At 63.2% G+C, this 13,206-nt stretch carries 12 protein-coding genes; 4 read left to right on the forward strand and 8 right to left on the reverse strand.

The genetic code is table 11. From position 1 onward, the window contains the following. Window positions 1–235: 235 nt before the first annotated feature. On the forward strand, window positions 236–538 hold the full coding sequence (gene fliE / locus YQ44_RS04735; RefSeq protein ID WP_232251297.1) for a flagellar hook-basal body complex protein FliE: 303 nt from the start codon (window positions 236–238) through the stop codon (window positions 536–538). A gap of 84 nt (window positions 539–622) precedes the next feature. Here the strand turns inward: fliE and YQ44_RS04740 are convergent, their stop codons facing one another. The 8 genes from YQ44_RS04740 to YQ44_RS04775 form a co-directional block, all read right to left on the reverse strand. Then, a complete protein-coding gene (locus tag YQ44_RS04740) occupies window positions 623–1,369 on the reverse strand; it encodes a flagellar brake protein (protein ID WP_083411645.1) in 747 nt (248 codons plus the stop codon). Between the two features lie 25 nt (window positions 1,370–1,394). Next, window positions 1,395–1,721 (reverse strand): EscU/YscU/HrcU family type III secretion system export apparatus switch protein, encoded by a 327-nt coding sequence (locus YQ44_RS04745; RefSeq protein ID WP_071322403.1) that lies wholly within the window; start codon window positions 1,719–1,721, stop codon window positions 1,395–1,397. After that, entirely contained in the window at window positions 1,714–2,913 is a 1,200-nt protein-coding gene (gene fliK / locus YQ44_RS04750) for a flagellar hook-length control protein FliK (RefSeq protein WP_071322404.1), read from the reverse strand. Before fliK ends, YQ44_RS04745 begins: the two co-directional genes overlap by 8 nt. Before the next feature lie 17 nt (window positions 2,914–2,930). Beyond that, window positions 2,931–3,257: a flagellar protein FliT gene (locus YQ44_RS04755; protein WP_071322405.1), complete on the reverse strand. Its 327-nt coding sequence runs from the start codon at window positions 3,255–3,257 to the stop codon at window positions 2,931–2,933. A gap of 3 nt (window positions 3,258–3,260) precedes the next feature. Next, a complete protein-coding gene (gene fliS / locus YQ44_RS04760; RefSeq protein ID WP_071322406.1) occupies window positions 3,261–3,707 on the reverse strand; it encodes a flagellar export chaperone FliS in 447 nt (148 codons plus the stop codon). Window positions 3,708–3,728: 21 nt separating this feature from the next. After that, entirely contained in the window at window positions 3,729–6,407 is a 2,679-nt protein-coding gene (gene fliD / locus YQ44_RS04765) for a flagellar filament capping protein FliD (protein ID WP_289885296.1), read from the reverse strand. Between the two features lie 230 nt (window positions 6,408–6,637). Then, window positions 6,638–7,003, reverse strand: coding sequence for a flagellar protein FlaG (locus YQ44_RS04770; protein WP_071322407.1), 366 nt, complete (start codon window positions 7,001–7,003; stop codon window positions 6,638–6,640). Between the two features lie 84 nt (window positions 7,004–7,087). Beyond that, on the reverse strand, window positions 7,088–8,575 hold the full coding sequence (locus tag YQ44_RS04775; protein ID WP_071322408.1) for a flagellin N-terminal helical domain-containing protein: 1,488 nt from the start codon (window positions 8,573–8,575) through the stop codon (window positions 7,088–7,090). Window positions 8,576–9,000: 425 nt separating this feature from the next. Between YQ44_RS04775 and YQ44_RS04780 the strand changes: the two genes are divergently transcribed. Genes YQ44_RS04780 through YQ44_RS04790 form a run of 3 tightly spaced genes read left to right on the forward strand, consistent with a single transcriptional unit; the run spans window position 9,001 to window position 13,195 of the window. After that, window positions 9,001–11,049: a tetratricopeptide repeat protein gene (locus tag YQ44_RS04780; protein WP_083411646.1), complete on the forward strand. Its 2,049-nt coding sequence runs from the start codon at window positions 9,001–9,003 to the stop codon at window positions 11,047–11,049. Further along, the gene (locus YQ44_RS04785; protein WP_071322410.1) at window positions 11,049–11,987 is read left to right on the forward strand and encodes a UDP-glucuronic acid decarboxylase family protein; all 939 of its coding nucleotides are present in this window, start codon (window positions 11,049–11,051) and stop codon (window positions 11,985–11,987) included. The genes YQ44_RS04780 and YQ44_RS04785 overlap by 1 nt, the downstream gene beginning before the upstream one ends. After that, entirely contained in the window at window positions 11,984–13,195 is a 1,212-nt protein-coding gene (locus YQ44_RS04790; protein WP_071322411.1) for a class I SAM-dependent methyltransferase, read from the forward strand. The genes YQ44_RS04785 and YQ44_RS04790 overlap by 4 nt, the downstream gene beginning before the upstream one ends. Window positions 13,196–13,206 lie beyond the last annotated feature (11 nt).

A 13,206-nucleotide genomic window follows, 5' to 3' on the forward strand; every position in this document is an offset into this window, starting at 1 on the left:
GCCACTGTCACGCGCTTCAATCGTCCAAATAGAAGGCGCTTTTGCCGCCTGCTCGGCCGAGTGGCTGGCTTTTGCGCTGGTATTGTGGAACCCTGGCAACACGTGGTGGAAGTTATTGTACCCGGCGTTGCCTTGCTGGCCAGGGTTTTGTTCTCTGGAAGCAACAAGCAGGAATAGACGAGAATCGGGAGGCAAGGTGAAAACAGGCGGTATCGATAGCAGCAGGATCGAGGCGATGATCGCGCAGCTGAAGTCGGCGGCCACGCGGCCGGAAGCGAAAGTGCCGGCGCTCCAGACCGAGGCCCCGGCAGCCAAGGTGAACTTCGCCGATGCGTTCAAGGGCGCGCTGGAATCCGTCAGCGGCGCGCAAAAGGCGTCGTCGGCCATGGGCCAGCGCTTTACCATGGGCGACGAGAAAGTCAGCCTGTCCGACGTGATGGTGTCGATGCAAAAGTCCAGCATCGAATTCCAGGCCACGGTACAGGTGCGCAACAAGTTGGTTGCTGCCTATCATGAGATCATGAATATGCAGGTGTAAGGTTTTTATATGTGTATGTCACGAACGGCGGGGTCCGACCATCAGGTTCGACCCCAGTCTTCGTTCTGGGTCACTGCTTGAATATCAACCCAGCCCTGCCATGCGTGCATTCCTCTCGCGTTCCAGCCGCGTGATATAGCGCTGCACGTGCGCGAGCATGCTGCGTGGCAAGTCGACGAACTGGCAGCCGAGGCGGCGGTTCAGCTTATTGTTGAGCAAAGTCATGTCCAGCGAGTTGCGGATCTGCAAGGTGGCGGTGACGATGCCGACGTCGGGCAAGTCGATGCGGCAGCCCGGATAATCCCTGCCGATGGTCTCGCCCAGCATCAATTTGTTGTCGAGGATGGCGATGCCGCCGCAGCTGATGTCGGCCAGCGGGAACAGCGTGTCGGCGCCGCCCAGCGCGGGCGGCAATGGAATCGAGACGCGCACGGGATTGCTGACGGGCGTCGTCATGCGGTAATACTCGCGCCGCTGCAAGCGGATCAGGGTTTCCGGCACGGCTATCTTCAAGGCCGGCGTGCCTTCATACTGGCACTCTTCCACCAGGGCGCTGGCGAACAGGATGCGGATCTTGTCGAGCGAGGTTTCAAACGAGATGCCGGTGGCGGCCACCATGCGCCGGTTCTGGTCGGCATTGACGGAGCGGTCGAGGATGACGGTGTTGCGCTCGGCATCGACTTCCAGGATCGAGGTGACGCACACATCGGATTCACCGTGGATCAGCATGCGGATCAGCTGGTTCTTTTCGCCGATGCTGCGTAACAGGGCGATGATTTCCCGCCGCGATTCCACTTCAAAGTCATGCCAGTTTTCGAGGCCGGAATCCATAATATGTGCTTGCATTGATGCCTGTCTATGTATCGATGGGAAGAGAGCTGGTGTCGGGCGGCGGCGGGATGGGGCCGCCGTTCGCAGATTCAATATGATATAACCAGGCCAGCAGTTCCGCAATCGCCCGATACAGGCCGGGCGGGATCTGGCGATCGAGGTCGACATCCATCAGCAAGGCCACCAATTCCTTCGATTCATGCACGAAGACGCCGTGCTCGCGCGCCGTGCTGATGATCTGGTCGGCGATCAGGCCGCTGCCCTTGGCCACCACCTTGGGCGCCGGCGCACCGCTCTGGTAGGCCAGGGCGACGGCCGTCTGCGGCACCTTGCGCTTGGTGTCGTCAAGCATCGCCGTCTCCTGGCGCCGCGTCCGGCGCTTCGGCGGCGTCCGGCTTGCCGGCGATCGTCAGCGACGACAAGGGCCAGCCCGCCGCGTCGAGCGCCGCTTCCAGCCGCGCCGCATGCTGGCGCAGGGTCTCGGCGCTGCCTTCGCTGCCGGCCTGCATCTGGATCGCCACTCTGCCGCCCTGCAACACCACTTGCGCGGCCAGGTCGCCCAGCAGGGGAAACTGGAAGCGCACGCTGCTGCGCCACGCCGTGGCCTCTTCGTCGCCGTCGCGGCCATCGTGCTGGCCGCCTTCCGGCGCATCTTTCGCGATATCCCACTGCATCTTCTGGCCCGGCCACGCCTCGCCCTGCCACTGCACGCGCGCCTGTTCGTGCGTATGCAGCTGCAGATTGATCAGTTGTGCCGAGGCCAGGTCGGTGCCGCTTTTCTGGGTTTCGCCCTGGGCGGCCTTCTGCATCTGCGGCTCCAGCAGCAGCGAGGCCAGCGGACGCTTGCCCTCGGCCCATTCCGCTACATGCGATTCATAGAACAGGCCGCTGCTGCCGACGGCGTCGCGCAGCTTGTGCGCCACCTGGGCGGGATCGGTGCCGGGCGCGGCCATCAAGGGGGTCTTGCCCACCAGCGACAGCGGCGCGCCGGGCGCGCTTTCCGCCTGCACCAGCACGCTGCTAATGGCGCGTGCGGTGGTGCTCAGTTCCGGCGCGGGCGTGTCGCCGGCCAGCGCCGGCAGCAGGTTGGCCGGTGTCAGGGGCGCACGGCCGAGCAGGGTGGCGGCCGTGCTGCTGGCGCGCGTGCCTGCCTGGGCGGCGCCGGCCTGGGGGCCGCGCAGGTCGGCCGCCTCGGGTTCCGCTTCCGCGTCCGCATACGTCAGCAGGGCGCTGGCCGGCTGGTCGCGGTTATTGCCTATTTGAAAAGAGGGGCGGGGATTGATGCCGATCAAGGTCAGCGGGATTTCCGTGCCCAGCTGGGCGCCGGCGGGCAGCTGCATGCGGGCCGGCGTGCCGGCCACGCGCACCAGGTAGCTGCCGTCGCCCATGCGGGCCAGCACTTGCCCCTGCATGGATTTGCCGATCAGTCCCTGCAGCGAGCGCTGGAACTCGGCCTGGCGCGGATCGGCGACGCTGTCGGCCGGGCGCGTGACCTTGACCGGGGTCAGGGGCGTCATGCCGATGGCATCCATCTTCGGCAGCATGCCGCCCCCGCCCGTGTTTAAACGCCGTAGGCGTTGGCCAGGCGCCGTTCGGTGCCGGTGTTATTGATCAGCTTGGACAATTGCGCCATCCACGGCATGGTCAGGTCGCGGACCTTGCGGTCGTCTTCCAGGATCTGCTTGATCATGGCAACCTTGCGCAAACGGCCGGCGCTTTCCAGCACGACCTTTTCCTCATTCGCCTTTAGGGCGGCCACATGCGCGCCGATGCGCTGCTCGAGCACTTCCAGCCCGTCCCAGTCGGCGTTGGTGGCGGCGGTCACCATCTGGCCCGTCAGGGTCTGCATGGCTTCGTAGGTGGTCAATACTTCTTGATTCGTCATCATGGATCAGGCGCTCGCAAGGCTGGGCATACGTTTCAAATCGGCGCCGGGGGCGGCGGCGGGCGTGGCGCCAATGGCGTTCCAGGTTTCGCGCAAGTCGGTCAGCAGGCGCTGCACTTCTTCCAGCATGGCGATATCGTTGTTCAGATTGGCCGTCAGCAGGCGCGCGCTCATGTATTCATACAGGGCGTCGAGGCCCTCGGCGATCTGGCCGCCCACTTCCTTGTCCAGGCTGGCGCGCAAGCCATTGTCGATGATCTGGATAGCTTTCGAGATGGACTTGCCTTTTTCCGGCACGTTGCCCGATTTCATGTGCATCTGCGCGCTGAGCACGGCCACCAGGGCGCCGTCGTACAGCATCACGATCAGCTTGTGCGGCGAGGCCGAGACGATACCCGTTTCCAGGCCGACCTTGGCATAGGCATTGACGCCGCGTTGTTGGGTTCCAAACATATGTTCTCCTGATGATAGCGCTTAGCGGTTGGCGGCAAGGGCGGCCAGCTGCTGGGTCAAATAGGATTGCGTGGTCGCCATTTTGCTCAGCGTTACGTCGAGGCGCGTGTACTGGGCGCGGTAGCGCGCTTCGATGGTGGTCAGCTTGTCGGCAAAGCGCTGGCGCTGGTCGGCCACATCCTTGATGCTGTTGTTGATGCCCGTGGTGCGGCCCGTGATGATGCCGTCCGTGCCGAGGAAGGAAGCGGCCAGGTTGTTCAGCTGGTAGGCATAGCCTTGCGAGAAGCTCACCGTGCCCCTGTCTCCCAGGCCGCCGCCCGTCACTTCGATCTTCAGGCCGTCGGCCGGCGAACCGGGCGCGCCCGTCAGGGTCTGGCCCGAACCGATGACGGCCTGGCCGCCGATGGTGCCGGCCACGTCCGTGCCCTTGGTGGGCGTGACGCCCGCGCCGATCAGCGAATCCACGGTCGTGCCGGTGACGGAGGAAACGGCCAGGTTGGAGACGGAACCGTACCGGGCCGACGCCACCACCAGGCGGCCATTGCCGTCGATCGAAGCCGTCACCGAGCCGCCATTGTCGCTGAAGGTCTTTACGCCGTTGATCGACGACTGGATCATGCCGGCCAGCTGGGCCGGTGTGTAATTGCCAGCAGGAATGGTCACGGTGGCCGTATTCTTGGCAGCGGCAGGGTCCGTGTCATTCAAGGTGACGCTCCAGGTGGTGTCGCTGGCGATCGTCGTCGAGGCCGGCAAGGCCACGGTGCCGCTCAGGGTGCCCTGGCTGGCCATGTTGGTGATGTTCAGCGCATATGAGCCGGGCTTGGTGGCGGCCGTCGAGCTGGTGAAGCTGACGTTGCTGTCCGTGGTTTTCCCCAGGGCCGAGAAGAGGCCGGCCACGTCGGAGAAGTTGGCGCTGATGGCCTTGTCCAGCACGGCCGAGTCCAGCACCAGGCTGCCGTCTTTCTGGAAGGTGATGCCGACCTGGTCCAGGGTCTTCAGGTTGCCTGCCAGGCCGGTGATCGATGTGCTCAGCTGCTTGCGCAGCTGGGACTGGATCGATTGCGTCGTCGAATCGCCGAGCATGACGCCGGCCTGCTTGGTTTCCGCGTTGTACGACGTCATCTTGGCGATCGACGCGTTCAAGTCGTTGTAGGCCTTGACGAAGGCGGTGACGCCGGTCTTCACCGTCGTCGTATCCTTGGACACGGACAGCGAGCTGCTGCCCACCTTCAGCACGTTCAGGGTCACGCCTTCGATGGCGCTGTCGATGCTGTTCGAGCTGTTCGTGATGGGAATGCCATTGACGCTGAGCATGGTGTTCTGCGCGGCGCTGTTCTGTTTCAGGTTTTGCGTGCCCGAGGCATCATAGGACAGCAAATCGCTCAGCGCGCTGTCGGCCGGCTGGCCGTCGCTGCCGCTGAGCGAAATCTTCATGCTTGAATTGGCGCCCGACTTCGACGAGCTCAGCACCAGATGGTGGGGCTTGTCCGTGCCGTCGGAAACGATGCTGGCGGTCACGCCCAGGCCCGCATTGTTGATGGCGTCGCGGATGCCCTGCAGCGAATTGTTCGTCGAATCGATGACCACCGTGCCCGTCGCCTGCGTGGCATCCTGGGTAAAGCCGCTGCCGATATACGCGCCGCCAGCGCCGGCCGTCAGTCCGGCCGCCGCCGGATTGCTGCCGCCCACCGTGATGGGGCTGCCGTTGGTCGAGGCGAGCGTGATGGAGCTGGCAACGGTGACGTTAAATCCCGTGTTGGTGGCCGTCGAGGCATGGCCGATGCCGCCCTTGACGTCGCCCGTCACCACTTCCTCGATCTGGATGTTGGAGCCGTCCGCGCGCGTAAATTGCAGGGTGCCGTCGGCAGCCTTGCCGCTGACGGTGATGTTCGCTTCCGCCAGCGCATTCGAGACGGCGTTCGGGCCGGCCAGGGTGGTATCGAGCGAGGCGCCCGTGATGCCGGCGCCGGCGCCCACGCCATTGCCCTGCGTAACGATATTGATGCCGCCAACGGACAGCGAATACGTGCCATCTGCACCGGTGGCCACATTGCCATAGCCGGCGAACAGGGTGGCGCTGCTGGCGGCCGGCTGTGCCGTGGCCGTCACGCCCGTGGTGCTGCTCTTGGCGTTGATGGCTTCGGCCAGCGCGCGCGTGCTCTTGGTGGTGCTGTCGGTGGGAATGGCCGTGCCATTCAGGGTCAGGGAGCCGTTGTTGATGCCGTTTTGCAAAGTGGTACCGCTGAGTGCCGTACCTTTCATGCCGAAGATGCCACCGCTAACATTACCTAATTGAAATGAAATGGTGGTCTTGGCGCCCGAGCCGATGGTGGAAATCTTGCTGGCGTAGCCAGCCGAGGTCAGGGTTTGCGATTGCGCAAGCTGGCTGACATTGATGTTGTAATTGCCAGCCACGGCCTTGGCGCCGGCAGAGGCCGTAAATACGAGCGGGTCGGCAGGCATCGCCGAGACGGCGCGGAAATTGTTGCTGTTGCTCAGGCCCGAGAGCGACGTCTGGAAGGCGCCCACGGCGCCGCTCAGGGTACCCAGCGCGCTCAGCTTGGCCTGGTAGGAAGCGGTTTTCTTGTCGTACGTCGCCAGGGGCAGCGCTTCAGCGGTCATCAGCTTATCGATGAGGGCGGTGACGTCCAGCGTGCTGTTGCCGATGCCTGGGGAAGATAAGGTTGGTGAGATGGCCACTACATGCTCCTAGGAAAACACTAATATAAGCTGTTATCGGCAGAATCAATCAGGACTTGAGAGGGGCTTTTACGCTTCTGTTTTCAGTTGCCTGAGCAGGCAGGCCGGAATGCGGGGATGTTGTCGTGTGAACTGCATTAAAAAACAGGGCCAGTCCAGGTGGCTGGCTGGCCCTTGCTCGCGGTTTCTTTGCTGTATAGCACTGATCCTGCGTTTCTTGCCGGCATGAATTATGCGCTCTGGCTGATCAGCTGGCCTTTTGCCGAGGCAAATGACTTGGCAATTTCCAGTGCTTCCCGGGTCGGGATCTGGCGCAGGACTTCCTGCGTTTCCTGGTCGATGATCTTGACCACGGTGCGCTGGCTGTCTTCGTCGATGGAAAATTGCAAGCCCTGGGTCTTGACCTGTGGCGACTGGTTCAGCTCCGAAACGGCCTGGTCCAGCTGTTCGCGGCTCGGTTCCTTGCCGTTGGCCGTGGCGTCGATGCCGGTACCCGCATTGCGTGATGCCTGCGGACGTGCGGCGGCCGGTTCCGCTGCCGGGTAGTTCTTGTCGATGCGCGCTGCGGAGGCGGCAGCTATGGTGTCGATAGTCATGTTGCTCCCCTAGTGAAAATTCCCCTGCCGAAAAAATCCGGCAGGGGAACCTGAGTCCAGCGATGTCGCGTGGCTAATCGAAGATTAACCGCGCAGCAGGCTCAGCACGCCGTTTGGCAGCGAGTTCGCTTGTGCCAGCATGGCGGTACCGGCTTGTTGCAGGATCTGGCCACGGGTCATGCTGGCCGTTTCTGCAGCAAAGTCGGTATCGACGATGCGGCTGCGCGAGGCCGACAGGTTTTCCGTCGTCGATTGCAGGTTGGCGATCGCCGAGGAGAAGCGCGATTGCAAAGCACCGTACTGCGCGCGTTGGCTGTTGACCGTGGACAAGGCTGCATCCGTGATCTTCAGTGCCAGCTGGGCGCCTTCGAACGTGGTGACGTCCAGCGTGGCGACCGATTTCAGGCTCGAACCCTGGTTGGCGCCAACAGCTACGCCGCCCGTCAGTTTCAGGCCGGTAGCCGACGTTTCGCTGACCGAGAAGCTGCTGTCGCCATCGAAGGTGACGCGGCCGTTGGCCACGGCGACGGCGGTCGAGGTTTTGGCATCGAATGCTGCCGCTGCCAGCTTCACGCCTTTTTCGTCGTACGTTTTCACGTCCAGCTTGGCGTTGGTCTGCGTGTTGCTGATCTTGATATCCGCGCCGGATGCATTGCTCAGCTTGATGCCGCCCTGGGAGGCATCGTACTGGGCGGTCACGCCCGTCTTGGCCGTTTGCGCATTGATCGCGTTGATGCCGGCGGCAAAGTCGGCAGCCGTGCCAGCGGTGCCGGTGACGGCGAACGATACGGTCACGGCGTCCGCTGCATTGGAGTTGTCCGAGTTGATCTTGAACGAATATGCTTCCACGCCCAGGGCCAGGTTGACATCGGTGCGGGCGTCAGCCGTTACGCCGGTGTTGGCGGTCTTGGCATTGACGGCGGCGGCAATCGACTTGGCCGACGAGGTGGCGTCCGTGGCGACGTCGGCGGCGCCGAACTTGCCCGAGATCTTGATCGAACCACCGTTGGTGGCGCTGGTGGCGGCCGCTGCTTGTACTGCAGCATTTTCCACGCGGTTGTTGCCGTAGGTGCTGGTCAGGAAGTTCGCGCCATTGGCCGAAATCAACTGGTTGGCATCGGCGCCGACCTGGAAGTTAGCCGTACCCATCGTACCGTCCAGCAAAGCCTGGCCGTTGAACGAGGTGGTGGTGGCGATACGGTTCAATTCCGAGTTCAGCTGGCCGACTTCGGTTTGCAGAGCCTGGCGGTCGCTGGCCGAGTTGGTGGCGTTCGACGATTGCACGGCCAGTTGGCGGATGCGTTGCAGGATGTCGCCCGAGCTCGACAGTGCGCCCTCGGCCGTTTGCGCCAGCGACACGCCGTCATTGGCGTTGCGGGTCGCTTGCGTCATGCCGTTGATTTGCGACGTCATGCGGTCCGAAATCGACAGGCCGGCGGCATCGTCTTTGGCGCTGTTAATACGCAGGCCGGAGGACAGGCGTTGCAGCGAGGTGGTCAAGGCCGATTGCGAGGTCGACAGGTTGCGTTGCGAGTTCAGGGAAGCGATGTTGGTGTTAATTACTGCAGCCATTTTAATTCTCCAGACAGGTACTACATTGCGCTATGTGCTATTCACGTTGGTCTGCCTCTGTACTTTGAAGCAATCAAACCGTCGTTGTAATGTTTATCGGTGGCCGCCTGAAAAAGTTGATAGGAAAAAACATTCTTTATTTTATTTTTTTACCCTCAGCTTTCCGTGGAGCGGCCCGCTAGACGGCAGGTAAAAACAAAACTTGAGGGCAAAAAAAGTTTTATTTTTACCCGCAGGCCCCTCTGTTGAGGACCCAGGAAGCGTATGCCGGTTGCCGGCCGCGGTTTTTAAGCCCCCATATATGGGCGTATTCCCCGCCTGCTCGTGGAATGATGCTTGGTTACAACTGGTAAGATTGTTCCCATCACACGTCCTGCCTGCCGTCACGGCGATGGCAGCGCAACTTCGCCTAACCATGAGTTTTTATGACAACGACTAATATGGCTGCCAGCGGCGCCTCCATTGCCCCACGGCCGCAGGAAATAGAGCAAGCCGTCGGCGAAGCCCTGGAACAGGCGCAGCAACATCTGCGCGCGGAGCGCTATGACGAGGCGGCGCAGCTGTTCTTTGCCGTGCTCGAACTGGCGCCCGAGGAAGCGTTCGCCAATCGCCAGCTGGGATTGCTGTACTTGCGTACGGGCGATGCGGCAGGCAGCCTGCCGCACTTTGCCGCCGTGCTGGGGGCCGAGCCCGAGCAATCGACCAGTTGGCTCGACTATATAGAAGCGCTGATGCTGGCCGGGCAGGTCGACCTGGCGCAGCAGACGCTGCTATTGGGGCGCCGCCATGGGCTCGATAGCCTGGCGGTCGATCAGCTGGAGCAAAAATTGCTGGAAAAGCAGCGGCAGGAGCATGCCGGCCTGGCTGGCGACGCCATGGCGGCGCATGGCAAGAAGGCCATGAGCGCCGATCAGAAGCTTTCCGAGCGTTTGACGGCCCTGTTTGACCGTGGCCATTATGCGGACATGGAGGTGGAGGCGCGCGCCGCCACGCGCCGCGCGCCGCGCGATGGCCTGGGCTGGAAAATGCTGGGCGCCGCCCTGCAAATGCAGGGCAGGGCCCGTGCAGCGCTGCCGTGCATGCAGAAAGCGCAACGTTTCTTTCCCGGCGATGCGGAAATACTGAACAATATAGGTCTTGTCCAGCAGGAGCTGGGGCGCTACGCTGCAGCCGAGTTGAGCTATCGCAAGGCTTTCAGCATGGTGCCCGACTTTTTTGGCGCCCATAGCAACCTGTTGTTTTTGCAAAATTACAATTCCACGGGGTCGCCTGCCAAGCGTTTCGAGCAGGCATTGCGTTTTGGCAAGGCTGTCACGGCCTATGCCGCCCAGCCATTTCGCCGCTGGGCTTGCCGCAAGGATCCCACGCGCCTGCGTATCGGTATCGTGTCGGGCGACTTGCGCCGCCATCCCGTCGGTTACTTCCTGGAAAGCTTGCTCGCCTCGCTCAATAGCGAAACCGTGGAACTGATCGCCTATCCCACGGTCGTCAAGGTCGATGAGCTGACGAACCGCCTCGCTCCCCATTTTTCCGCCTGGCGCCCTATCCATGACAAGACCGACGAGGCTGCCGCCGCCATGATCGACGCCGATGGCGTGCATGTGCTGCTGGACTTGAGCGGACATACGGCGGAAAACCGCCTGCCGCTGTTCGCCTGGCGGCCGGCCCCCGTGCAAGCCACCTGGCTCGGTTATTTCGCCACCACGGGCGTGGCGCAGATCGACTATCTGCTGGGCGACCGCTTTGTCGCGCCGCCAGGCGAGGCAGACCAGTTCACGGAAACCCTGTGGCGCATGCCCGACAGTTATCTGTGCTTTACCGCGCCCGAGTTCGACCTGGCGGTGGCGCCCTTGCCCGCGCTGGAGAATGGCTATGTGACGTTTGCCTGCTTTAATAATCTGGGCAAGATGAATGATGACGTGGTGGCCGTCTGGGCCAGGGTGCTGCAGCAGGTGCCTGATGCGCGCTTGTTCCTGAAAAATCCGCAGCTGGGCGACGCCGGCGTGCGTACCCATACGCTGGCGCGCTTTGCCGCGCACGGCATTCCTGCCGTACGCCTGCGCCTGGAAGGGCCGTCGTCGCGGCAAGAGTTGCTGGCCACCTACCAGCAAGCCGACATCGTGCTCGATCCCTTCCCGTATCCGGGCGGTACCACCAGCATGGAAGCACTGTGGATGGGCTTGCCCATCGTCACGCGCAAGGGCGACCGCTTCCTGTCGCACCTGGGCGAATCGGTCTTGCACAATGCGGGCTTGCCGGACTGGATCGCCGCCGATGATGACGCGTATGTGGCTATTGCCGTTCAGAAAGCCGGTGACCTGGCGTCCCTGGCGGCCCTGCGCGGCGGCCTGCGCGCCCAGGTACTGGCCTCGCCGCTGTATGACGCGCCGCGCTTTGCGCGCCATTTCGAAGACGCCATGTGGGGCATGTGGCGGGCGCGGATGGCGGTGATTGATAACGCAGGAGAAGAATAATGTCGCGTACCACCCTGATTACCGGCGGCGCCGGCTTCCTCGGCTCGCACCTGTGCGACCGCATGATCGCCGATGGCCACGACGTGCTGTGCGTGGATAATTTCTACACGGGCAGCAAGGACAATATCCGCCACCTGCTGGGCCACAAGCGCTTCGAGCTGCTGCGCCACGACGTCTGGCTGCCGCTGTACGTGGAAGTCGACCGCATCTACAACCTGGCGTGCCCAGCCAGTCCCGTGCATTACCAGAACGACCCCACCTCGACCACCAAGACCTCGGTGCTGGGCGCCATCAACATGCTGGGCCTGGCCAAGCGCAAGCGCGCGCGCATCCTGCAGGCGTCCACCTCGGAAGTGTATGGCGATCCGCAAGTGCATCCGCAACGCGAGGATTATTGGGGCCATGTCAATCCGATCGGCCCGCGCGCCTGCTACGATGAAGGCAAGCGCTGCGCCGAAACCCTGTTTTTCGATTACCACCGCCAGTCGGCCGTGGATATCCGCGTCGTGCGCATCTTCAATACCTATGGCCCGCGCATGCATCCGAACGACGGCCGCGTCGTCAGCAACTTCATCGTGCAGGCGCTGCGCGGCGAACCGATCACCCTGTACGGCGACGGCCAGCAGACGCGCTCGTTCTGCTATGTCGACGACTTGATCGAGGGCATGGTGCGCATGATGAACCAGACCCAGGAAATCGGTCCCATGAACCTGGGCAATCCCTCCGAATTCACCATCCGCGAACTGGCCGAGCTGGTGCTGCGCCTGACGGAATCGAAAAGCGAACTGGTCTTCCGCCCGCTGCCGGCCGACGACCCCGTGCGCCGCCAGCCCGATATCGCCAAGGCGCGCGCCGCCCTGGAATGGGAACCGACGGTGAGCCTGCATGATGGCTTGAAAGAAACCATCGCCTACTTCAAGAAAGTGATCTTTGCATGAAACAGCAATTGCTCCCGGCCGTGTGCCCGGTCTGCGCCCACACGGTGGCGGCGGCGTTTTTCGATGGCGGCCAGCAAGCCCTGGCCACCCTGGGCTGGCCGGCCAGCGCGGCCGAAGCGCAGGCGATGGCCGTGCAGCCGCACGATTTCGTGCAGTGCCCGCAGTGCACGCACGTGTGGAACCGCGCGTTTTCCTATGACGCCATTCCCTACCAAAACAATCCCAACCGCATGTTCAACAAGGGCGGTATCTGGAAAGGCCACCTGGCCGATACGCGCGACGTGCTGCTGGCCCGCTTGCCGGCCTCGCCCACGGTGATCGACATCGGTTGCGGCGAAGGCCATTTCGTGCGCGCGCTGGCCGACGCCAGGGGCGAGCAGGGGCGTTTCATCGGTTTCGACCCGAATGCCACGCCGGAAACAGGCCGCGGCGTGGAGTTTCATGCGCGCTATTTCCAGCCGCTGCAGGATGTGCCTGAGTTTGCGCCCGATGCGCTAGTGATCCGCCACGTGCTCGAGCACCTGACCGATCCCGCCTCCCTGGTCGAGCAGATGGCGTGGGCCGCCTCGCGCTCGGAGCAGCCGTGCTGGCTGTTTGCCGAAGTGCCGTGCATCGACCGCGTCTTCGCCACGGGCCGCCTGGCCGATTTCTTCTATGAACACATGTCGCATTTCACGACGGAATCGTTCCGCACCCTGATGCAGCGGGCCGGCGAGGTGGTGCAGCTGGCGCATGGCTACGACGGCGAGGTCGTGTATGCGCTGGTGCGCCTGCAGGTGCCGAAGGCGCTGCGCGACCAGGCGCGCCACAGCAATGCATTTGCCGTTGCCGCCCAGCGCAGCCGCAAGACTATTGCCGCCCAGCTCGACACCCTGGCCACCGGCGGCCAGCGCGTGGCCATCTGGGGCGGCACGGGCAAGGCCGCCGCCTTCATGCACCAGTTCGGCGCCGACGCGCAGCGCTTCCCTCTCGTGGTCGACTCCGATCCGGACAAGGCCGGCACCTTCGTGCCTGGCCTGGGCCAGGAAATCGTCTACCGCGACGTGCTGAAAACGGCGCCGGTCGACGTCGTCATCATCCCCACGCAGTGGCGCGCCCGCGATATCGCCGCCGAAATGGCGCGCGAGGGCATCGTCGCCAGGTCCATCCTGATCGAGCACGAAGGCGGCTTGATCGATTTCTTTGCCGACGAGCATCCTTACCGCTGATTTCCCGCCAG

The sequence above is a fragment of the Janthinobacterium sp. 1_2014MBL_MicDiv genome (assembly GCF_001865675.1).
GTDB lineage: Bacteria > Pseudomonadota > Gammaproteobacteria > Burkholderiales > Burkholderiaceae_D > Janthinobacterium.

Excerpts from the sequence above, each read along its gene's own strand:
- fliE (WP_232251297.1), top strand. The coding sequence starts at position 236 with ATGATCGCGCAGCTGAAGTCGGCGGCCACGCGGCCGGAAGCGAAAGTG.
- YQ44_RS04770 (WP_071322407.1), bottom strand. The coding sequence starts at position 7,003 with ATGACTATCGACACCATAGCTGCCGCCTCCGCAGCGCGCATCGACAAG.
- YQ44_RS04745 (WP_071322403.1), bottom strand. The coding sequence starts at position 1,721 with ATGCTTGACGACACCAAGCGCAAGGTGCCGCAGACGGCCGTCGCCCTG.
- YQ44_RS04790 (WP_071322411.1), top strand. The coding sequence starts at position 11,984 with ATGAAACAGCAATTGCTCCCGGCCGTGTGCCCGGTCTGCGCCCACACG.
- YQ44_RS04740 (WP_083411645.1), bottom strand. The coding sequence starts at position 1,369 with ATGGATTCCGGCCTCGAAAACTGGCATGACTTTGAAGTGGAATCGCGG.
- YQ44_RS04755 (WP_071322405.1), bottom strand. The coding sequence starts at position 3,257 with ATGATGACGAATCAAGAAGTATTGACCACCTACGAAGCCATGCAGACC.
- fliK (WP_071322404.1), bottom strand. The coding sequence starts at position 2,913 with ATGCTGCCGAAGATGGATGCCATCGGCATGACGCCCCTGACCCCGGTC.
- YQ44_RS04785 (WP_071322410.1), top strand. The coding sequence starts at position 11,049 with ATGTCGCGTACCACCCTGATTACCGGCGGCGCCGGCTTCCTCGGCTCG.
- fliS (WP_071322406.1), bottom strand. The coding sequence starts at position 3,707 with ATGTTTGGAACCCAACAACGCGGCGTCAATGCCTATGCCAAGGTCGGC.
- YQ44_RS04780 (WP_083411646.1), top strand. The coding sequence starts at position 9,001 with ATGACAACGACTAATATGGCTGCCAGCGGCGCCTCCATTGCCCCACGG.
- YQ44_RS04775 (WP_071322408.1), bottom strand. The coding sequence starts at position 8,575 with ATGGCTGCAGTAATTAACACCAACATCGCTTCCCTGAACTCGCAACGC.